Origin of the sequence: Yoonia maricola (assembly GCF_002797915.1) — a bacterium.
Lineage (GTDB): Bacteria > Pseudomonadota > Alphaproteobacteria > Rhodobacterales > Rhodobacteraceae > Yoonia > Yoonia maricola.
Map to the genome: position 1 here is coordinate 737,788 of NZ_PGTY01000002.1, position 21,344 is coordinate 759,131.

Annotated in this window: 18 protein-coding genes; 8 read left to right on the forward strand and 10 right to left on the reverse strand. The window is 55.7% G+C overall.

All coding sequences use genetic code 11. From position 1 onward, the window contains the following. The first annotated feature begins 42 nt into the window (after positions 1-42). Positions 43-750 carry a GntR family transcriptional regulator gene (locus BC777_RS13850; RefSeq protein WP_100368743.1) on the forward strand — a complete coding sequence of 236 codons (708 nt, stop codon included), beginning with the start codon at positions 43-45 and terminating at the stop codon, positions 748-750. 558 nt (positions 751-1,308) lie between these two features. On the opposite strand, the gene BC777_RS13860 is transcribed toward BC777_RS13850, so the two are convergent. From BC777_RS13860 to BC777_RS13880, 5 genes are all read right to left on the reverse strand, one after another. Further along, on the reverse strand, positions 1,309-4,356 hold the full coding sequence (locus BC777_RS13860) for an efflux RND transporter permease subunit (RefSeq protein ID WP_100368744.1): 3,048 nt from the start codon (positions 4,354-4,356) through the stop codon (positions 1,309-1,311). 15 nt (positions 4,357-4,371) lie between these two features. Next, positions 4,372-5,418, reverse strand: coding sequence for an efflux RND transporter periplasmic adaptor subunit (locus tag BC777_RS13865; RefSeq protein WP_100368745.1), 1,047 nt, complete (start codon positions 5,416-5,418; stop codon positions 4,372-4,374). A gap of 633 nt (positions 5,419-6,051) precedes the next feature. Then, positions 6,052-7,119, reverse strand: a complete 1,068-nt coding sequence (locus tag BC777_RS13870; protein ID WP_168769169.1) for a helix-turn-helix domain-containing protein — start codon at positions 7,117-7,119, stop codon at positions 6,052-6,054. A 180-nt stretch (positions 7,120-7,299) separates the two neighbouring features. Then, positions 7,300-8,127, reverse strand: a complete 828-nt coding sequence (locus tag BC777_RS13875) for a glutathione S-transferase family protein (protein ID WP_100368747.1) — start codon at positions 8,125-8,127, stop codon at positions 7,300-7,302. An 11-nt stretch (positions 8,128-8,138) separates the two neighbouring features. Beyond that, entirely contained in the window at positions 8,139-8,912 is a 774-nt protein-coding gene (locus tag BC777_RS13880; RefSeq protein ID WP_100368748.1) for a DAPG hydrolase family protein, read from the reverse strand. A gap of 83 nt (positions 8,913-8,995) precedes the next feature. Here BC777_RS13880 and BC777_RS13885 point away from each other — a divergent pair, with 83 nt between their 5' ends. Together BC777_RS13885 and BC777_RS13890 are read left to right on the forward strand one after the other, a co-directional pair. Then, a complete protein-coding gene (locus BC777_RS13885) occupies positions 8,996-10,039 on the forward strand; it encodes an MBL fold metallo-hydrolase (protein WP_100368749.1) in 1,044 nt (347 codons plus the stop codon). A 32-nt stretch (positions 10,040-10,071) separates the two neighbouring features. Further along, entirely contained in the window at positions 10,072-10,728 is a 657-nt protein-coding gene (locus BC777_RS13890; RefSeq protein WP_100368750.1) for a TetR/AcrR family transcriptional regulator, read from the forward strand. A 454-nt stretch (positions 10,729-11,182) separates the two neighbouring features. Here the strand turns inward: BC777_RS13890 and BC777_RS13895 are convergent, their stop codons facing one another. Continuing rightward, a complete protein-coding gene (locus tag BC777_RS13895) occupies positions 11,183-11,542 on the reverse strand; it encodes an ArsR/SmtB family transcription factor (RefSeq protein ID WP_245834363.1) in 360 nt (119 codons plus the stop codon). A gap of 66 nt (positions 11,543-11,608) precedes the next feature. On the opposite strand from BC777_RS13895, the gene BC777_RS13900 reads away from it, so the two are divergent. Continuing rightward, on the forward strand, positions 11,609-12,844 hold the full coding sequence (locus BC777_RS13900) for an MFS transporter (RefSeq protein ID WP_100368751.1): 1,236 nt from the start codon (positions 11,609-11,611) through the stop codon (positions 12,842-12,844). Positions 12,845-13,229: 385 nt separating this feature from the next. Here the strand turns inward: BC777_RS13900 and smpB are convergent, their stop codons facing one another. Further along, the gene (gene smpB, locus BC777_RS13905) at positions 13,230-13,703 is read right to left on the reverse strand and encodes an SsrA-binding protein SmpB (protein WP_100368752.1); all 474 of its coding nucleotides are present in this window, start codon (positions 13,701-13,703) and stop codon (positions 13,230-13,232) included. Between the two features lie 74 nt (positions 13,704-13,777). Here smpB and BC777_RS13910 point away from each other — a divergent pair, with 74 nt between their 5' ends. From BC777_RS13910 to BC777_RS13920, 3 genes are read left to right on the forward strand one after another with little or no spacing between them, the layout of a single operon-like run. Next, a complete protein-coding gene (locus BC777_RS13910) occupies positions 13,778-14,221 on the forward strand; it encodes an ion channel (RefSeq protein WP_100368753.1) in 444 nt (147 codons plus the stop codon). Next, entirely contained in the window at positions 14,218-15,414 is a 1,197-nt protein-coding gene (locus BC777_RS13915; protein WP_100368754.1) for a winged helix-turn-helix domain-containing protein, read from the forward strand. Before BC777_RS13910 ends, BC777_RS13915 begins: the two co-directional genes overlap by 4 nt. 58 nt (positions 15,415-15,472) lie before the next feature. Beyond that, the gene (locus BC777_RS13920; RefSeq protein WP_100368755.1) at positions 15,473-16,672 is read left to right on the forward strand and encodes a hypothetical protein; all 1,200 of its coding nucleotides are present in this window, start codon (positions 15,473-15,475) and stop codon (positions 16,670-16,672) included. Positions 16,673-16,712: 40 nt separating this feature from the next. Here the strand turns inward: BC777_RS13920 and dapA are convergent, their stop codons facing one another. After that, complete coding sequence (gene dapA, locus BC777_RS13925; protein WP_100368756.1) at positions 16,713-17,585, reverse strand: 4-hydroxy-tetrahydrodipicolinate synthase; 873 nt, start codon at positions 17,583-17,585, stop codon at positions 16,713-16,715. Between the two features lie 187 nt (positions 17,586-17,772). Between dapA and BC777_RS13930 the strand changes: the two genes are divergently transcribed. Beyond that, complete coding sequence (locus BC777_RS13930) at positions 17,773-19,782, forward strand: lytic transglycosylase domain-containing protein (RefSeq protein ID WP_245834365.1); 2,010 nt, start codon at positions 17,773-17,775, stop codon at positions 19,780-19,782. A gap of 2 nt (positions 19,783-19,784) precedes the next feature. On the opposite strand, the gene BC777_RS13935 is transcribed toward BC777_RS13930, so the two are convergent. Then, positions 19,785-20,648 carry a DMT family transporter gene (locus BC777_RS13935; RefSeq protein ID WP_100368757.1) on the reverse strand — a complete coding sequence of 288 codons (864 nt, stop codon included), beginning with the start codon at positions 20,646-20,648 and terminating at the stop codon, positions 19,785-19,787. After that, positions 20,638-21,318: a tRNA (5-methylaminomethyl-2-thiouridine)(34)-methyltransferase MnmC2 gene (gene mnmC2 / locus BC777_RS13940; protein WP_100368758.1), complete on the reverse strand. Its 681-nt coding sequence runs from the start codon at positions 21,316-21,318 to the stop codon at positions 20,638-20,640. Before mnmC2 ends, BC777_RS13935 begins: the two co-directional genes overlap by 11 nt. Positions 21,319-21,344 lie beyond the last annotated feature (26 nt).

The following is a 21,344-nucleotide window of genomic DNA, read 5'->3' on the forward strand; positions in this document are numbered from 1 at the left end:
CGAATCCCGGTCTGTCATCTCGGCTATCAGGAGACCGTCACAATGCAGACCACCGCGAAACCCATGCCGACCAACGCCACCGCCGACACGATAGCCAGTGCCTTATCGCAAGCCATCCACGAACACCGGTTGGCACCCGGCACCAAGTTGGGCGAAGACGACCTTTCAGACATCTATGGCGTCTCGCGGACCATCGTGCGCACAGCACTCCAATCGCTCGCGCATCAACAAATCATCGAGATTAAGCGCAACCGCGGGGCCTTTGTGGCGCAACCTAGCCTCGCCGAGGCGCATGAGGTCTTTGAGGCCCGCGAATTGCTGGAACCGCGCACAGCCAGAAGTGCCGCGTTGAATGCGACGCCAGACGATGTCGCCCTGCTGAACGATCACATCACGCAAGAACACGCCGCAATGGACACCGGTGATCGTGGGCGGGCACTGTTCCTGTCCGGTCAGTTTCACATCGAAATCGCGCGGATCGCACAACAGAAGACCATCGCAGATATGATCAATGTCCTGATCGCGCGGTCGTCGCTGATCATCGCGCTCTATTGGCGACGTGAAAGCGCTTTATGCGAAAGCCAAGCGCATCATGCCCTGATCAAGGCGATCGGCGACAACGATGGCGCGCGTGCAGAAGAGCTGATGCAAAGCCATCTCGTTGATCTTCACTCCGCACTGAATTTAAACGAGTTGCCGGCGGTGGAACACGATTTGCGCGCCATGCTTCTGGGGGATGGAAAGCGCTGAAGTTAACTGGTGACCTTTGCCCCAATTAAATTTGGTGCAAGAGCGAATACGTATGGTCAACGGCGGAAATGTCAGCCACCCGTGAATACGATCTATATTCGTCGCAGTTCGCATGAATGACCTGTCCTATCGCTGCGCAACGGCGCCAGATTTCTCACTCACGTACATTCCATACGTCGCACGCGGCGCAGCATTGAATATCAACGGCAGCGTTGGCTACTTCACCGCCGAACGCACATGCAGGGTTAACGTGCGTTAGTCCTTTCGGGCAAAGGGCGCAATGGGGCTGATCCATCGTGAAACGGCAACCTCGGCGCGGTCGAACCTCTACATGGATACACCAAGGTGGACAGCACGATGCGGTATCTGGGGGCTGAACGTCAAGACGCATTGAGCATCGCGGAGAATATCGACATTTGAACACAATGCGAACGACTGTATGCAGTTCACCCTTTGAGATCGGTCATTCATTACGGCCGATTACCTGGCCGCACAGGGCCTTTTTTGCCGGTTTTCGCGTCGCGGCGAATGTCGGCGATGCGTCATACATGAACCAGATTACTTTAGGGTTGTCGCCATCGCATCACTTCGTCGTAACCCGAAGAAGATGTCGTAGAAAACCGGCGCCGCAACCAATGTCAGGATTGATGCGAATGCCAAACCACCCATTATTGTAACCGCCATGGAGACAAAAAATGCGTCACCCAATAGCGGGATCATCCCAAGAATAGTCGTTCCCGCAGCCAGCAATACTGGCCGCAGACGGGATGTCGATGCGGCGATGATTGCCTCGCGCAATTCCGATCCCTCACGGCGGACGATATCGATTTCTTCAACCAAAACGATGCCGTTCTTGATCAGCATACCTGACAGGCTAAGCAGTCCCAGAAGGGCCGTGAAAGTAAACGGTAAACCCGTTCCCAGAAGGCCTAATGCTGCACCGTTCACGGACATCGGCACCAACAGCCAGATGATCAACGGTTGCCTGACAGCGTTGAACAACAGCACTGTGATCAGGACCATGATCAGTATGGTGATTGGAAGTTGCGCGCCAAGGCTGGCATTTGCATCTGTCGAAGATTCATATTCGCCGCCCCATTCGAACCGGTAACCAACCGGCAGCGTCATGTTTTCGACCGCTGCGCGGATTTCAGAGTGGACTTGCGCCGCGGTCATGTCTGTGGGGATGCTGGCCCCGACGGTCAATGTTGGCACGCGATCCTTGCGATGGATCAACGTGTTTTGCGTCTCGAACGCGAAACCATCAACGACCTGTTCGAGGGGTACGAGCGTGGTTCCATCCTGCGTCACCAAAACCTGATCCATAATACCCACATCGGAATCCGGCGAGACACGAACCATAATCGGGATGGCGCGGTCACCCTCGCGATAGGTACCTGTCGTTACGCCGTCAGTGGCAAGCAATAATGTCTCGGCCACATCGTCACGTGTGATGCCGGCGGCCTGCCCACGTTCGGTCGCATAGCGGGGACGCAACACCAGTTCCTGCTCACGCCAATCAATCCGGGGGGTCAGGATGTTGGGAGATGCCGCCGTCATGACCTCAATCGCCTGATCTGCCAGACCGCGCAGCACTTTGGGATCTCGCCCCGAAAAGCGTGCTTCAATGGGGCTGCCGCCTCCGGGGCCAAAGACCAGTCGCTCGGTACGAAATTCGCCTTCTGGTAGGTTTTGGGCTGCAAATGTTTCCAAATCCGCCATAAGCGCCGGGATGCGTTCAAGGCTTTCCGTTCGGATGATTAAGTGACCATAGGCGGGGTTTGGTGGCTCCGAGCTGTAGGTTAGCAAGAACCGTGTCGCGCCTTGCCCGACGAATGTCGAGATGGCGACCACGTCTTCATGATCCGCAAGATAGGCTTCCAACACTGCCATCTTGGCGGCGGTCGTCGCTATCGGTGTACCTTGTTGCATGGTGTAATGCGCAAAAAAGAGCGGGGTATTCGAGTTGGGAAAAAACTGTTGTTTCACCATACCAAAGCCAACAAAACAAGCCATCGTGATGCCCGCAAGAGCTGCCACAACCAGCCAACGCACCCGCAATGCCTGACGTAGAATCGCGGCGTAACCTCTGAAAATGGGTCCGCTATATGGATCTGCACCGTCGTCGACGCCTTGCTTAAAGACATAGTGACCCAGCAGGGGCGCTACAGTGATAGCCAGAACCCAGGACAACAAAAGCGAAATGCCGATCACGGCAAACAGCGAGAACATGAACTCACCCGTGGAATCGGGGCTGAGGCCGATTCCGGCAAAAGCCATGATGCCTATAACAGTTGCCCCCAAAAGGGGAATCTGCGTCTTGCCAACCGCCTCGTCTGCCGCTTCGCGCGATGATTTACCCCGCCCCATCGTTATTTGCATGCCTTCCGCCACAACAATTGCATTGTCGACCAACATGCCCATCGCGATGATCAGCGCGCCCAGTGAAATCCGTTCCATTTCAATGGAAAAGATCGCCATGAATAGCACTGTCCCGACAACCGTCAAAAGCAGGGTCGTCCCCACAACGACCGCCGCCCGCACGCCCATGAAGACGCCCAACACCAGCACAACGATACCGACCGACATAGCAAGGTTAACCAAGAACCCCTGAGAGGATTCATCCACGACCTCGTGTTGTTGATAGATCGGATGCAGACCGACACCGACTGGAATTTCAGGTGCGAGCGCTGCAAGATGTGCGTCAACACGGCGGCCCACATCGACAATGTTTTCATCGGCCAGACCCGAAATGCCCATGGTAAAAGCATCCTGTCCATTGAAACGGATGATCTGTGCCGGGTTGTCCTGACGTCCCCTGCTGACGTCGGCAATATCAGCTAAGTTCAGCAGATCACCACCAATCCCAATTGTAAGCGCCGCAATTTCACTGACGGTGTCGGATCCTTCGGCTGACTGGATTTGTGTCCGCGTATCGCTGTCGTCCACCGTTCCGGCCTGTGCGACAGAATTTGACGTTGCAAGTGCGTCACCGATTACCTGAGGATTGATCCCCAGCTGTGCCGTCAGCGCAAGGTCGGGTTCTACAAATATGGCCTCTACCGGCAGGCCCGCGATATCAACATCTGCAACACCGTCGAGTGTCAGGATCTCGCGCCGCAAGAAGGTCGCTAGCTGATGTCGTTCAGCATCAGTGAACCCTTCGGAGGTGACCGCGAAAAAGATACCATATACGTCACCGAACCCGTCATCGACCAGTGGACTTCCCACTCCGGTCGGCAGATCGCTTTGCACGTTTTGCAAACGCTCGCGCAACTCGGTCCATATTGCAGGCAAGGCGTCGCCATTCATCCTATCGTCTACAATAACGTCAATTCGCGACACACCCGGTCGGTTTATCGAATTGATTTCGCTCACTTCAGCCATTCGCTGAATCGCAGCCTCCAGCGGCTCGGACACTTCGGTTGCCACCTGTTGGGCAGACGCGCCGGGGTATTGCGTGATGACAACCGCCTGCTTGATCGTGAAAGCTGGGTCTTCCAGTCGCCCCAGCGTGCCAAAGCCCCAAATGCCACCGAACAGGCAGATCAGCATGATGATCCACGTCAAGATTGGCTTGTCGATAGATGCGCGTGCGATGTTCATCGGATGGTCCCCTGATCAGTTCGCATAGCCGGAAAAGCGCCGAACTGTGTCGCCGTCTTCCACCATCTGGGCGCCAATCCTGACAATCTCTGTTCCGGCTTCAAGGCCGGATACGATACCGAACTGCCCGTCACGGGTTGCGATGACGTCAACTGGGATTTCCTCTAACGTACCAGTGTTATCGGCGCCCGGCACAAACCGCATCACGCTGGTCGATCCGTCATTGTCGATCCGCAGTGCGGTGGCTGGCACGACAAGGCGTTCCACACCTTGGTCCAGCGTTGCCAGCACGGTCACCGAACTGCCTGGCAGTATCGTCACCCCTTCAGGTCGATCCATGCCAAGGGTCAAACGAAAGGTTTGCCCGATCGATGATGCCTCTGCGTTGAATTCACGTATTTCAAGCGGATAGGTTTCTTCGCCAGTGGGAAACCGCGCCAGAAGTGTCACAGCGGCGTTTTGGCCTGCACGCTGAAACAGCACTTCTGGTACATCAATTTCGATCCGCAACTCCGACATATCATGCAACCGAACGACCGAGCTGCCCGCCGACGCAGTCGTGAAATTCGCAACATTACGGCTGGCAACAAGCGCGTCAAAAGGTGCAATAAGCGTCGCTTTCTCAAGAGAATACTCAGCATTGCGAAGTTCAACACGGGCTAAAGCCAGCTGCGTCTCCGCTTCTTCGCGCGATACCTCGGAAGCGGCTGTACTAAGGGTATTTAAGCGGGTCAGTTGACGATCTGCCTGGTCAACTTGTAACTGCGCCTGTCGCTGCTGAAGCTCGAATGGCTCAAGATCCAGTTTTGCAATCAATGCGCCCTGCGTCATTTCCTGTCCTTCTTGAACCGGAAATTCAACGATCTGACCCGAGACCTGAAAAGCGAGATCCACAGTTTGCCGCGCAACAACCTGACCAAAAAACTGCCGGGTGATCCCGTCGGTATCCGCGCCCACGACCATAAGCTTGGCGGGCCGCACGATGGTCTCCTGTGCCACCAGCGGGCCTGCGGTTGGCGTTATCAGAAGGGCCGATAAAAGCAATGTGCGAATGCGGATCATACTATTTCTCTCGGTTTCTTTGATTTCTAATTATTTGGTGGAGTAATTGCGCGCCACTCGATAGGGGCATTGGCCCACAAGAGACGGCTAACACAAATATTTTTCCTACACGACGATAAGACCATCACAGGCGTGTTAGCCGGCTAATAATCGCTAATAACGCTAAATTTTTGCCATTCACGGATGCAGTTTGTAGCGTTTCAAACAGTCAAGTTTTCAGACGATATCGATTGCTGAGGTGAACGTTTCGGTCGAGCCATTTTCATGATCTTGGGCGAAGCTTAACCTAACAGATCGTGATGATGTCCGGTGTCCCGAGAAGCTGGTTAATGTGGCCGAAGTGGCCGCAATTCAGTTTGGCAACGCTTTAGCGGCCCAAATCCGTCGTCTCCTTAATCGCTACGCGGGGACACATCGTCATTGGGGCAAAGTTTTAGCAGGCCACAGAAGGTCCCAGGCTCAGGATAAGTCAAGGTTGGCGTTACGGGTATCGTTTGGGCTGAAGCTTGAGTGAAAGTGGCAAAAATTACCAATATGGTGATAATGAGGGCGCGCATCGAGCATCTCCGTTTTGATGAACTGATACCCGATCGCTATTCAGCCCGACGCTTACATGCGTGTCGAAGTTGAAAATCAGCGCAGGTTTGCAGAAAACGACGACGATTTGTCAGAATCGGCGAATACGCCGGGCTGTGCTAGTTGGCGATATTCACTCGGGCTTTGCCCGATCTCAGCGCGGAAGGTCCGGTTGAACGGCCCTATTGACGCAAAGCCAACATCGTAAGCGATTTCCAAAACCGTTACGCTCATTTTATCTGGATCGGTCAAAGCCGCACATGCCGCCTTGATTCGTGCGTGATTGATGAAGTTTGAAAAGTTGCGATAGCCCAAACCCTGGTTGATTGCGCGCCGCAAACGATGTTCCGGTACTGCGAGTTTTGTTGCGAGAGCACCGATGGTTAGCCTTTCTTCGCGCCAAATGCCTGCAGCCATGACATCGCGAATGCGTGCGATGAGAACAGGGTCTGCAACCTCATCATGGGTCGGCAAGAGAGGATAGGAAGCGAGGGATGCATCATTTGGCCAGCGGTCTGCATCAGGGCGCAAAAGCCAAACTGCAAACGCAAGGATCACCGCAAGGGCACTGGCGGATTGTACAAGAGCGAGCAGCACCGTGTCCTGTTGCAACACACCGGTCGCTTGCCCCACCGTCAGAAACAATCCAAGGCCAGCGACAGCCACCGCGAAGCCAGGACGCGCACGGCAACGCCATTCCACCAGATCGTCCCGATTGGACCACAGCGCAAGCATGAATAGGCTTGCATAGAGGGCTGTGGCCATCGGTAACGAATAAGAGGACGAGTAGGGAAACGCCAAGCGGCCATAAAGCGCAAAAGATGTGGCGACTGATGCAGTTATCCATGGCCAACGTCGACCCGGAGCATCAATAAAGACGCTCACAATCAGCCATGTGATCGCCGCTGGCGTGAAGCTGGAGAGAAGCGTGAGGCTTGCCTCCAGTCCTGAGTTCAATTCGAGCGGCAGCGCCATCAATATGATCAAGTAAGCAGATTTTGAAATGGCGAGTGCCAGAACCGACAAACGCCCCACCCAGCCGATAGGCGCGTGCCAGAGCAACGCAGCCAACAACATCAACAGTGTTACAGCGCCGCTACGCAGTGCAAAGTCGAGGTAGATCATGGATGGATCTCTCATTCTTCAGTATAGGATTAAGGCGGTAGTATGATGAGGAACGGGTTGTGCGGATTGGTTTCTCAAATCTAGTCACGAACTCTGAATATCGATCCAATGTGACATTATCAGACTGAAGGCCGGTCTGGATTGTTGGGCCTGCCCAAACCTGTTCAGAAGCATCAAACGTCATTTGAATGCGCTGATTCCAGTGCCGCGCAGGGCGCGATAGGCGGCGTATGCTTTCATAAACAACACAACTGGCGCAGGTTCAAAATCGATGATCGCCTCGCGGAAGCACCGCCGTTTGCGTGCGGATTGATACCATTCGGCAACTTTCGGGAACCCGGCCAGCGGGTATTTCATTGCCAGCGCGCGGTGCACGTTCGGCAGCCAAGATATATCTGCGAGGCCGAAATCCGCACCCTTGAGAAACGGGCTCTGGCTCAGCAGATCTTCAAGGTGGTCGAACGCGGCTTTAACGGCTGTGGTCGCAGCAGTGATCTGCGCAAACGAAAACCCGTCGCGCGATGCAAAATCGCGGATAAACCGTTCGCGCGCAGTGTCCTTTATCGGAGCCTGCTTGGCCTGTACCTTTGCCGCGTTCCGTTTCGCCACAGGTTTGAGCAGAAATTCATATGTTAGCAGTTTCAGACTGCTTTGCAGGTCTGCGGACCTTGCCAAAAGGTCCTGTGTGATGGCGCGTCGCTCGGCGTCGTCGGGCCAAAACAGCGGGTCATCAAACATGTCTTCCACATAAGCAACGATATCATTGGATTCGATGTAGGTGCGGCCATCATGCACTAGCACCGGGACAACGGCTTTGGGGTTCAGCGCACGAAATTCGGGCGTCAGGTTTTCGTGCTTTTGCAGATCAATCGGGTGGCTTTCGTAGGCCACGCCCTTCACACACAGCGCCAGCCGCACGCGCTGCGAACAATTTGACATGTCATTGTGAAACAGATGCACGCCCCGAAGCTGGCGGATATCGTCGCGTTTGGTCTCTATCTCGGCCACGATCTGATCCTCTATGCTGTTTTTATTGCCATTTCTTTGGCGTAAAGATCGGGCAAGAAGTCGCTCAGGTTGCCCATTTCTTCGATCGCGTGTGTCATCAGGTTGACCGCGACGGCTTCACGAACCAACACGCGCCGCGCAAGCCACGTGTTACCCAGAACGCCTTTGAGTTTGTCCACAAGCCCGGTCCCGCCTCGGTTGGCCACATGGCCCATCCAGAACACGGATCGCATTTCCGCGCCAAATTCGGTGTCGCGGACGAAGTGACACATGGTCGTAACGTCGATGGGTTCTTCCAGCATCCCAACGCGCGCACCGACGATGAAATGGTGTCCACGAATATCGAGCGGCCCTAAAAGCTCGGATGCGTCAACGAAACTGATGCGCAACTTGCTGAGGTCAATGCCGATATATTCGTGGACCAGATGGGCCGCGCCGACAATTTCGCCGGGCGTCTTATTTTCCCAATCCATCCAGACATGGGCTTGGGAGTGCCACTGCTTGTAGTGATCTGTCGTTTGCATGTAATCGGTAAACCACCAGCGAACCATCTCGGGCGTGACTCCGGGCATTCGAGTCAATGCGCGGACGCGGTAGACGCCATTTGGTTGCCGCTTCACGCCAGTTTCAAACTTTGAATACCCTTCAGTCAGAAGGCCCGACGTATCGCGATACTGCGCAAATGGGTTCCAGCCAAAAATTGCGAAAATCATAGCGGCGGCGGCCACCCCTATAATAACCAAACCATCCATCCCAACCTCCACATGCCAGGCTATGGTTGACATATTCTACGATCATAGAATACGTCAACCTATATTCATCAACCGTAGAAATGCGAAGAATATGATATCTCGGAGAGGAGACTAGGATGAAAAAAGGATTGAGCGCACTTGTCGTGCTGTTCGTATTGGCGGTCACAGGTTTTTTCCTGTTCAAAGCCAACACGGATCGGATTCTAGCTTGGCAAGTCCAACGACAGGTCAAGGCAGCTCTTGAGGCCCAAAAAATTCAAGACGATACATTCGAGTTGATTTTTTGCGGAACTGGATCCCCCAATTACCAGAAAGATCGCGGTCAGGCTTGCCTTGGGATTATTGCAGGCGGCAAACTCTTTGTTTTCGATACCGGGCAGGGTGCATCGCAAGGTTTACAGGCAGCCAGTGCCCCTATGACGGAAATCGCGGCGGTCTTTATCACCCACCTGCACTCTGATCACATTTCCGGCCTGGGCGATGTATTGCACAATAGCTGGCTTTACGGGCGGAAAACGGAGGTCGTGACCTACGGCCCGCCCGGCACCGCACGTGCCCATCAAGGGATGGAGCTGTCCTTCGCGTCCGACCTCGAAGAACGGCTCGAAATTTTAGAAGGCGAATACGCGAATAGCAGTGCCGCTATGGGCACAGTTGAAGAAATCGAAGTGCGCGGGGCTGAGTTGGTTAAGGTCTATGACGAGGGCGGCGTCATAATCAGCGCGTTCGCGGTGGATCACCCAGGTTGGAGCCATGCATACGGATACAAGATCGAATATGATGGCAATTCAGTCGTGTTCAGTGGCGACACGCGGTATGCTGAAAACACCATCCGTCACGCACAAGGGGTTGATGTCCTCATCCACGAGGCATTGAACGTTGAAATGATGCAAACAATCGCCCGCGTATTGACCGAGCAAGGCAGCGACCTGATTGATCCCGACCGGATGCAGACGATCACCGACACACACACCGCGACGGATGATCTTGCGCGGCTAGCAACCGAAGCGGCAGCCGGCAAACTCGTCTTGACCCACCTTATCCCATCGATCCCGGCGAATATCGTGACCGAAAACCTGTTTGTCGAGGGAATGTCCGGTCTTTACGATGGTGAAATTATTGTAGCCCGCGATGGTATGCGGATGTTGGTTGGTGAGTGACGGCGAGTGGCTGTTATGCGATAAAGCGCTTGATGACTGTCAGTGCACCGAAATCCAATCGCAGACCCGGTCGGCCAACTTCGTCTGTTGCCGGGTCTATACGCGAAGACTTATTAAACGCCGCGATTGATTTATTCTCGCGGCGCGGGTTTGACGGTGTTTCCTTGCGTCAAATAGCCGACGCGGTGGGCGCCGACATCGCGTTAACGCGGTATTACTTCGGGTCGAAGGAAGACACCTGGAAAGCAGCCGTGGACCAATTAGGGGTAAACTTCGCACTTGAGCTTCAGAAAACCGCCAATGGCACATATTCTTCCAAGACAGAGATGATGAAGGCGGTCATTCGGTGGTTTGTCTCGGTGTCTGCCCGTTGGCCGCAGCTGAGCAAGATCATTGCCTTCGAGGGAAGCGACAGGGGCGTCCGGGGCGAATATATTGCTGCGCGTCTTGTCGCGCCATTCTACGCTTTCATGGATACACTCATAACGGATGCGAAATCCGAAGGCACGATTGTTGACGTGTCACCGCGGACGATTTTCTTCATGATTACGCATGGCGGTTCCTTTCCGATGGCGCTGCCCGTTTTGACAAACAGGTTTCCCGGCGGGGACATCAGCGAAGTCGAGAACCTGAATGCTCATGCAGAAGCGATTATCAAGCTGATCTTCAAAGACTCACCACCAAGCTGATGCGCCGTCTTTTAAAATGATGTTTGCAATACGGGTGATCACTGGATGCGCGAGAACGAAACGTTCCATCACGTGTCAGTGCGCCTGCCTTTGATCATGTGTGACCCAATATCAGAGGCCGACGCGACTAATTATGTATTCAGCCAATTTGGCATCTCACTATGCTAACAAATCGTCTAAAATGTCGACCTTTGGAACGGACCGCAGCAAAAGGTCAGTTTGGAACATCCCCAGATCAACGCGTTTGAATGGCCGGTTCGGTGAAATGTGCTGCATTGCCGAATGAGCCACGCAGCAAAAGTCGCACGTGCATCAGCCCGGTTTGTCCGCATCCTACCAGTTGTTGCGCCGCGCAGCGAACGGCAGCAGCTTCTAGACCTATCTTCGTGCAGATCGCGGCGAAATCACCGAAAGAGCCCGAAGTAACGGATGCTGCAATATGCACGAATGGTAGCTATCGTTGCTTAAGCCGATGGCTGAGTTCTTGAAGGAAGGCATCGATGCGCTTTTGGTCAGGTCGATAGTAGACCCAGTTCTTGATCTTCTTCGACGTCACAAATCCAGCTTGCGCCAGCCTCTGCATATGAGACGTGACGGTAGGTTGCGACAGTCCAGCCTTCTCGGTAATGACGCCGACACAGACACCATCCTCGACGAGGTCTGCGTTGTTCTGGGCATCTGAAAAATGATCCCTTGGTGCCATCAACCATTCAAGAAATTGCAACCGATAGGGGCTCGAAAGCGCCTTGATTTGTCCCGTGATATCGGCGGCGGGGCTGTCAGCATTCGGATCGGTCATTGTGAAATCATCCATCTTATTGACATTCTATATTGGATAGTTTCTATATAGATAATCATCTATCTAGATTAGGTCAGTAGAATGGCATTGGCAACCCACGCTCAAGCAAAACATCGAAGATGGGCCAGCGTAACCGTGGCCATCGTGTTCACAGCTTACATGGCAGTGGTTTTCGGGCTCGGCCTCTACCTGTTTTCCCTGCTCGCTAGCGAGATGAGGCAGACGCTCGGGTTTGCCACCAACACTATTGGCGCGGTGACCGCCGCCGCTCAGATTGCGTTCTTGATCGCGGCCATTCTTTGCCCTCGCCTGACGAAGTATTTTGGCGAGGGGCCCGTGATGATCTCAGCCGTTATCGTTTCGGGCGGTGTTCTGTCGGCGGTATCTGCTGTCGGTTCAGCGACATCCATGTCGATCTTCGTTGGGTCGCTCGGGGCCTGTGCGGCGTTCATGGTAATCCCGACCGTGGGTGTCATCACCCGCACTGTCGATTTCAGGTATCGGTCCCGCGTCAACGGTCTGGTGTCGAGTGGCACCGCCTACGGACAGTTGGCAGCAGGGTCCATCGCACCTTGGCTTGTGCTGAATGCAGGCTGGCGCTCCGTCTGGCTGGTCCTTGGCATTGCATCGGTGAGTGTTGGCGTCGCCGGATTTGTAGCACTGAAAACCCTCGCGCCTGAAACCTTTTCCAGAAAGATCAATGCCGATCAGCAAAAGTTGCAACGGGACAGGTCAGCGGTACCGCTTTTTACGCGAACCAACTGTCTTGTGTGGGGATTGTTTGCGACCTGCGGCATCGCGTGTGGGCCGTGGCAGAACTACCTGTCGTCGTTCCTGAGTGACGAAAGCGGGTTTTCGATAAGTCTGATTGGTCGACTCTGGTCAATCATCGGCTTCGTTGGGCTATTCAGCGGGTTTGCCGTTGGGATGGTGGCAGACAGGTTTGGGATCAAGCGGACTCTTGGGAGCAGCTTTGCACTGCTGAGTGGATCGGCAATTCTGGTCGCAATACATAATGACGTCGCTCTGTTGTATGTGGCAGCTTTGTGCTTTGGGTCATCATATTTCGCGGTCTATGGGCTTATTCCGGCATATATCTCCAAGACTGTGGCGGATGAACAGGCAACATCTGTCTTCGCAGGAGCGAACATCTGTCTTGGCCTCGGGACCGCGTTGGCAAATCTGAGCAGCGGGTACATTCCAGCGCTAAGCGGATCGCTACAACACGTATATATCTGCGTCGCGGTTGTTGCTGGTTGTGCGACGCTACTTGTCACTGCGTTACCCAGCGAAAGCTCCGGAATATCCGCACCGTGACATGTCACATAGCCATTTAGCGGACATTGGCGCAGCCGCAGCGAATTCGCACTTCGTCCGCAGGTGAGACATACGAGCTGGCGCATGGAATGGCTGAGTTAGGTCAGATATGCTTGACGCTTGCGTCAGTATAGCGTGACGTGGCTCATTGATCTGACTCGGAGAATTCGGTGCATCGGGTCAAAGATGCGCGACGTTCCACAGATAGGGGCAGACATCAGAATTCCATCCGGCAACATCGTTGCCAAGCAGGGGTATACTGAAAGGAGGCATGACAAAAGTATCCAAGACGAAGCCAAGAGGCATGTCATCTTCCGCATAGCCACCCTTCAGTGGGCGCATCATCTGATGTAAAAGGTGCATCCAAAAGGGGAAAAAAGGCCGGTTAATCCCCGTGTCGCAACAGGCGTTGCTTTTGACGGCCCCAGTCGCGTTTGGCTTCGGTTTCGCGTTTGTCGTGGTTTTTCTTACCTTTGGCCGTCGCAATCTTCAGCTTCACTAAGCCACGATCATTAAAATACATCACCAGTGGCACCAATGTCATGCCTTCGCGCTTGGTGGCGTTCCATAGCCGCGCCAATTCACGCCTGCTGACCAACAGCTTGCGCTTTCGTCGCTCTTCATGGGTGAACATGGCGCGGTCGTAGGGCGCGATATAGGCGTTGGTCAGCCATAGTTCGCCATCATCGACGCTGGCATAGCTGTCAGCAATGTTCGATTGTCCGGTACGCAGGGACTTGACCTCGGACCCGGTCAGGATAATGCCAACTTCGAGATCATCCTCGATGGCATAGTCGTAGCGGGCACGCCGGTTCTCGGCGATGACTTTGTAGTTTTTGTTTTCGGGTTTCTTGGCCATAGTTGGGATCAGATAGGCGATGGGGCGCTGTGGCACAAGGTGTGCCGCAACCGGCCCGCATCAGGAGAAGAGAGATGTTCGTTCAGATCGCCCTTGGCACCGTGTTGATGCTGTTTTCGATTATGATCGCCGGGATCAGCTTTTGGCTGATGGAAACATGGTTGATGAAATATCGCCCATGGCTGACCCGGACCCCCCATCGCCCCAAGCTGATCTTGGTGCTATGCATCGCCGCCGTCTGGATCATGGCGCAGATGACGGCAGGTGTTTGGGCCTGGGCGCTGGCGATGATGGCGCTTGGTGTGTTTGATACGCTTGAACTGTCGGTTTATTTCTCGCTCGTGGCCTTTACCACGCTGGGATTTGGTGACGTGTTGTTGCCGACAGAGTGGCGCCTGTTGGGTGGCATGGCGGCGGCGAATGGATTGTTGAATATCGGCCTTGTTACGGCATTGCTGGTCGAGGCGTTGCGGCAGGTCCGCTTGCAGCAGCTTCGGATGACGGAAGCAGACAGTTGAGCGTTCCTGTCCTATCAAACGCTGTCGCGCGCCGTATTTTTCTGGAAAAACACGGTCTGGCTTTGCGCCCCTCTGGCCCCGGCAAAGGGGCTGACCTGAAAGCCGTGATTGACGATCTGGGGTTTGTGCAACTTGACAGCGTCAATACCTTCGCCCGCGCCCATGATCTGATCCTGTGGTCCCGTCGTCAGCAATACCGGCCCAAGGCGTTGCAGCATCTGCTGCATCGCGACCGGCAGGTGTTTGAGCATTGGACCCATGATGCAGCCACCATTCCTATGGAAAGCTTCGCCCATTGGCGTTTGCGCTTTGCCCGCGATGCCGTGCGCATGGAACAGCGGTGGACCGAATGGCGGCGGGGTGATTTCGTGGCCAAGATTGACGATGTGTTGCGTCAGATTTCGGATCATGGTTGTTGCACCTCGGGGCAGGTCGGCACGAATGAAAGCCGCGGGTCAGGTGGCTGGTGGGATTGGCACCCTTCCAAGACTGCTTTGGAATATCTGTGGCGCTCTGGTCAGGTGTCTGTTGTACGCAGGGATGGGTTCACCAAGGTCTATGATCTGACCGAGAGGGTCATTCCGGCAGAGCATTTGAACCGCCGCCATCACACAGAAGAGACAATTGAATGGTGCTGCGCCGGTGCATTGGACCGTTTGGGCTTTGCGACCAGTGGCGAATTGGCGGCATTTTGGGATCATGTCACGCCCGCCGAGGCGAAGGCATGGTGCGCTGCCGCCTTGGCCGACCAGCGGATTATCGCAGTGGATATTGCCGGTGTGGATGGCAAGCTGCGCCGGTCCTTTGCGTGGCCTGATCTGATGGATGCGACGATTGCGGCACCCGTGCCGCGCCTGCGTATCCTGTCGCCCTTTGATCCGGCGTTGCGGGATCGCAAGCGAGCAGAGCGCTTGTTCGGTTTCTATTACCGGATCGAGATTTTCGTCCCAGCGCCCAAGCGGCAATATGGGTACTATGTTTTCCCCGTCATAGAGGGCGACCGCATGATCGGCCGCATCGATATGAAACGCGAAGATGGCGTCTTGGTCGTGCGTGCGTTTTGGCCGGAAGCGGGCGTGCGGATGGGAACGGGCCGCCTTGCCGCGTTGCACAAAGAGCTGATGCGCGCGGCGCAGTTTGGTGGGTGCGGTGATATGCGTTTTGCCGAAGGATGGATACAGGCCGCGAAATAGTACTTGAACAATGTTCACAAATGACCTATCCAGACGGAAATGACCGTCAGGAGACCGCATGTACTACGTCGCTCAAACAGATCAGCTGATTGCCGATGGGGTCATCAACCCAGCGCAAGCGGATGAAATCCAAAGCCGCGCTCGCGCTGCGATGATCGCGCTTTGCGTCAATTCGCTGTTAATTGCGGGTATTTTAGCCGCCACCCTTGGTTTGGTTTTTTATCTGGCTAGCGCGCTGAGTGTGGCTGTCTGCGGCAGTTTGTTTCTGGGCGCAGGCCTTTTGATCTTGCGCTATGGTGATGCGCTTTACCGTATGTTTGGCAATGCCAGTGCGCTGATCGGTGCGGGAATGTTGATTTCGGGCACGGGCTTTGAATTGGCCGATAAAGTGCCGGACATCGCAGGGATCGCCATGGCGATAGTCGGGGCGGTGCTTGCGGTGCTTTTCTTATGGCGTTTTCGGGCGGGGTTTGCGCAGTTGCGCTTTGCTTATGGGGCGGTTTTGGTGATGGCTGTCGCCTTGCATCTGACGGGCATCTATCACGCCGCATATGAGGTTGATCTTGCGGGTTGGCCGATGCCGCTCATTCACCTCTATGTTTTTGCGGTGGTTGCAGTGTTGGGTCTGACGCTTGATCTGCGCATTGTGACCGCCTTTGCCATCGTGCCTTTTGCGCAGATGCTGGACACGGGCACATATTATTTCACTGCCGCCTATGTGTTCTATTCCCCTGAATCAACATTGAGCATCCTGCAGATGTCGGTACTGATCGGAGCCTGCCTTTGGTTGGCAGGGCGTGGTCATGCAGCTTTGGCCCGGCAGGCCGGTGTCCTGATGATCATGGCGTTTGTCGTGGCCAACCTGTGTTTTCTGGTGGGGAGCATTTGGGGTGATGACGTGGGCAGCCATATGTTTGGCCCCCAGCGTGCTGATTTTGACGATTGGCGCGCCTATCGGGAGGTGGCACAGGCCTATCGCGAGACATTGCCGCATATCAGTGAAGGGGCTTATTCTATCGTCTGGGCGTTGCTTTTGGGCGGGCTGATTATTTGGGCCGCGATGTCGAACCGGCGGGGGATGTTCAATGCGGCAATGACCTTTGCTGGCATTCACGCCTATACGCAGATGTTTGAAAGCTTTTCCGACGAACCCTTGGCCTATGTGATCGGTGGTTTGGCCGCGATCCCGTTGGCCTTTGGGTTGTGGCGGTTGAACAACGCGTGGTTCAAACCACTGACACCGGCCAGTACGCAATAGGGCTGTGGGAGGTAAGGTGGGTTTAAACCCACCTTACGCTTCAGTTCAGTAGCCCTGCGTGTATCATCGCTGAACGTACTTTCTCTTTGGTCGAATCAGTCAGACCAGTCAGAGGCGAGCGTACCTCTTCACTGCACATGCCCAGCAAAGACATACCATATTTTGCACCCACCAGACCTGGCTCTGTGAACACGGCCTCATGCAGTGGCATCAGCCGGTCCAATTGGGTGAGCGCTTTGGCATAATCACCCGCAAGGGTGCTTTCCTGAAACTCTGCAAGCAGCGCAGGTGCGATATTGGCCGTGACCGAAATACACCCTTGCCCACCATGTGCATTATAGCCCAAAGCGGTCGCGTCTTCACCCGACAGCTGGATGAAGTCAGGACCGCAGCGCATCCTCTGTGCTGGCACACGTGACAGATCGGCGGTGGCATCCTTCACACCGATAATCATCTCGTGCTTGGCGAGTTCCGCCATTGTGTCCGGCGTCATATCGATGACCGACCGTGGCGGGATGTTGTAGATAATGATCGGCAAACCACAGTCCGCCGCAGCCATGAAATGCGCGATCAACCCGCGTTGTGTCGGCTTATTATAGTAAGGTGTCACCACAAGGGCTGCATCCGCGCCGGCCTTTTTGGCTGCCTGCACCAGCCGCACCGTTTCGGCTGTGTTATTGGACCCGGCCCCGGCAATCACCGGGATACGCCCTGCCGCCTCGTTCACCACTGTTTCAACAACCAGATCATGCTCGGCATGGGTTAGCGTGGGGCTTTCACCGGTTGTCCCCACTGGCACCAGCCCGTGGCTACCTTGGTCCACATGCCAGTTGACGAGTTTTTTCAGCGCGTGCACATCAACCTGGCCGTTCGCAAACGGCGTGACGAGGGCGGGGAGTGATCCCTTAAACATGGCACGCTTCCTTGTTGTTGATGGCCCGTGACCGGGCGCAGTAAAATCGCGCGGACACTAGGCGCAGACGGCCCGCGCGACAAGCCCTTCGTTTGGGCAATATGGCCGGGTATTGCCACGAATTGCCGTGTTTGTGAGTTGTCATTGTGGCCGTACAGGTTACCTTATTCGCGCAAAGGGGCATGCAGTGAACCTCAGATCGCTTTTTATTTCGATACTGGCCTATGTCACGGCGCTTCCCGCCATGGCCCAGTCGGTTGATCCCAAAAGCGTTGCTGCAATCGATGCAGCCCAATCTGATTGGGCCGTTGCCGCCATGATCGCCCAGGATGTGGGCCCGGTGACCTCCGATGTGGTCATGTGGTTGCGGTTGCGTGACGGCGATGCGGATTTTGCAGACTATCAGGATTTTCTGACCCGCCGCGCCGATTGGCCGGGCCTTGACGATTTGCGCGCTGAGGCGGAGGTGATGTTCGACGATGGTTTGTCCCCTGAGGAGGTCATTGCATGGTTTGGTGATCACGGGCCGCAGACTGGCGCGGGCGCCATCCGGCTTGCGCGCGCCCATTTGGCCTTAGAGCAGACTGAGGCTGCGCGCGACACGCTGCGCGATATCTGGATCGATGGCCGCCTTACAGCCGATGAGCAGACAGCCATGACTGCCGCTTTTGGCGAAATCCTTGCGCCATTTCACCCGGCCCGCGTTGATGCCCTTCTTTGGCGGTCACGCTCGGATGAGGCGGAACGCATGGTGCCGCTGCTGTCACCTGATCAGCAAGCTTTGACCATGGCGCGCATTGGATACAACCGGCGGGTGGGCAACCTGCCAACCTTGATGGAGGCTGTCCCGGCTGCGCTGCGTCAGGACCCCGGTTTGGCTTATGCCCGCTATGCGTGGCTGGCCCGGCGGGGCGAAAACACCGACGCGGTCAAGATGCTTCTTGACCGGTCAACCAGCGCTGCTGCTTTGGGTGAGCCATTTCGCTGGTCAGGATGGCGCCGCATTCTGGCGCGGTGGGAAATGCGTGAAGGGCGGGCAGAGCAGGCCTACGTTTTGGCCTCGCGCCATTATCTGACCGATGGTGCGTCCTATGCGGATTTGGAATGGCTTTCGGGATACCTTTCGCTGATCTATCTGGGTGATCCGACGCAGGCGCTGGGGCATTTTGAGAACGCATTGCGTGCATCCAGCAGCCCGATTTCGGTGGGCCGTATGCAATATTGGATTGGTCGTACGCATGAGGTGAAGGGCAATGCCGATCTGGCGGTAGATGCCTATAGCCTTGGTGCGGCGCACCAGACCAGTTTTTATGGTCTGCTCGCGTCCGAAAAGGTGGGTCGCCCGCTGGACCCGGTACTGGCGGGTACGCAGGTTGACTGGGACGCATCACCTGTCTTTGACAAAGATATTGTGCAAGCAGCTTTGATCCTGCTCGCCGCAGGTGAACGCGGGGCGGCCTTTACGTTTTTTGCCGAACTCGGCCGTACGCTTGATGCGACAGAGCTCGCACAGCTTGGTGCCTATCTGACCGATATTGATGAGCAGCGGTATACGGTTCTGCTGGGTAAAGCTGCGGTCACGCGGGGCATTGTGATCCCGGCGATTTACTTTCCTATCCATGATCTGGCGGCGATGGATTTGCCTGCCGCGCCCGCGCTGTCACTTTCAATCGCACGTCGTGAGAGTGAGTTTAACGCTGGCATTGGCAGCCCTGCGGGTGCCTTGGGCCTGATGCAGATCATGCCTGCGACCGCACGCGAGGTATCGGGCAATCTGGGCCTGCCCTATGCCCGTGGTCGTTTGACAAATGACTGGCGATATAATGCGACGCTTGGCGCGACCTATCTGGCCTATCTGGAAGAAGAATTCGGCCCCAGCCCCGTCATGATTGCGGCTGGTTACAACGCGGGGCCAAGCCGTCCATTGCGTTGGATGGATGATCGTGGTGATCCCCGGTTGCTGGAAATGGATGTCGTCGACTGGATTGAGCATATCCCGTTTCGCGAAACCCGGAACTATGTGATGCGCGTGACCGAAAGCATTCCCGTTTACGAGGCACGTTTGACCGGGCAAACTGGACCAGTGCGTTTTACCGAACTGCTGATTGGCGAAAAGCCGTTGCTGCGCCCGCGGGCGCGTCCGACTCCGGCATCTGAGGCCGCGGCTTACGCTGTGAGGCCGGTTCCGCGCCCGTAATCTCAGCCGCTTTGTTTTGACCGCCAAAGCGTGAAAAGCCCAGCCCCGACGACAATCGCCGCCCCGATGGCCACATTCGGGCGCAAAACCTCATCCAGCAGCAAAAGCCCGATGGCGCTGGCGAACACCAGTTGCAGGTAGGCGAAAGGTTGCACCTCGCTTGCCTCGGCCACCTCATAGGTTTTGATCAACAGCCAATGCCCGCCAGCGCCGGTGATGCACAGGGCTGCCATCCATTGCCAGTCGGCTGCTGTCATGGGTTCCCAAAACCAGATACCTGCGCCAGTCATGACCACCGCACCAGATGTGCCGGTCCAGAAAAAGGATGTGGCCGTGGTGTCTTTGCGTGCGGCATAGCGGGTCAGTAAACCGTAAAGGGCGAACATCAACGCAGAGGCCAGCGGAACAATCGCGGCGGGTGCAAAAACAGTATAGCCCGGCTGCAGGATGACCAGTACGCCGATGAAGCCGATCCCGATGGCAAGCCAGCGCCGCCAGCCGACTTTTTCGCCCAAAACCGGGCCTGAGAGGGCAGCGATTAGTAAAGGGTAGCAGGCAAAGATAGCGTGACTTTCGACCAGCCCCAGAAGCACGAAGGCGCTGACCATCACGCAGATTTCCAACGCCAGCAATACCCCGCGTATGATTTGCAGTATAGGTTGCTTGGTTGCGGCGGCAGCCCGGATCGACCCGGATTGCCGCGTCGCGATGGTGATGACGAAGGCGGCGAAGAACCAATAGCGGATCATGACGATCATGATCACGTTGTAGTTTTCTGCCAGATGGCGCGATATGCCGTCCTGCACCGCGAAGATGAAGGTCGTGCAGATCATTAGCAGGATGCCAAGGCGCGGATTATTCTGCATCTGGCATCCTCGCGCGGGTCATATGGCGCTTGCGGCCAAAGCCAGGGGTGCGGGTGACGTCAAACCCGGCAGCGGTGAGCGCTTGGCGGACATGTCCAGCAGCGGAATATGTCGCGGCGGTGCCCCCCGGTTTGGTGTGGGTGGCGACGGATTGCAGCAGGTCGGGTTCCCAGAGTTCCGGGTTTTTGGCCGGTGAGAAGCCGTCGAGAAACCAAGCGTCGGCTTGGCCGTCCCACACAGGCACGGTTTGTCGGGCATCGCCAGTGATGACGTGGAGCGTTGGGCCGTCAGTCAGGATGACTGGCCCACTTTCTGGTGCCCATTCGGCCAGCAATACTTCTGCCAAGTTTCTGAGCTGTGAGAAGTGGGACAATGCTTCAGCCATGTCGCCCAATTGCATCGGGAACGCCTCAAATGAGGTGAAATGCAGCCGTCCGGGGCGTCCAGCATCGATCCATGCGGCCCAAGTGACTAAGAGGTTCAACCCCGTCCCGAACCCCAATTCAGCGATCTGGAAATCGCTGCCAAACCGTGTGGGCAAATCATTTCCGTCCAGAAACACATGCCGCGTCTCGGCCAGCCCATCATCAAGCGAATAATAGGGGTCATCGAAGGTGACAGCAATTGGTACCCCATCCCGCCAGTCAAGTTTTGCTGTCTGGTCTGTCATCTGCTCATGCCTTACCACTGCGTCAT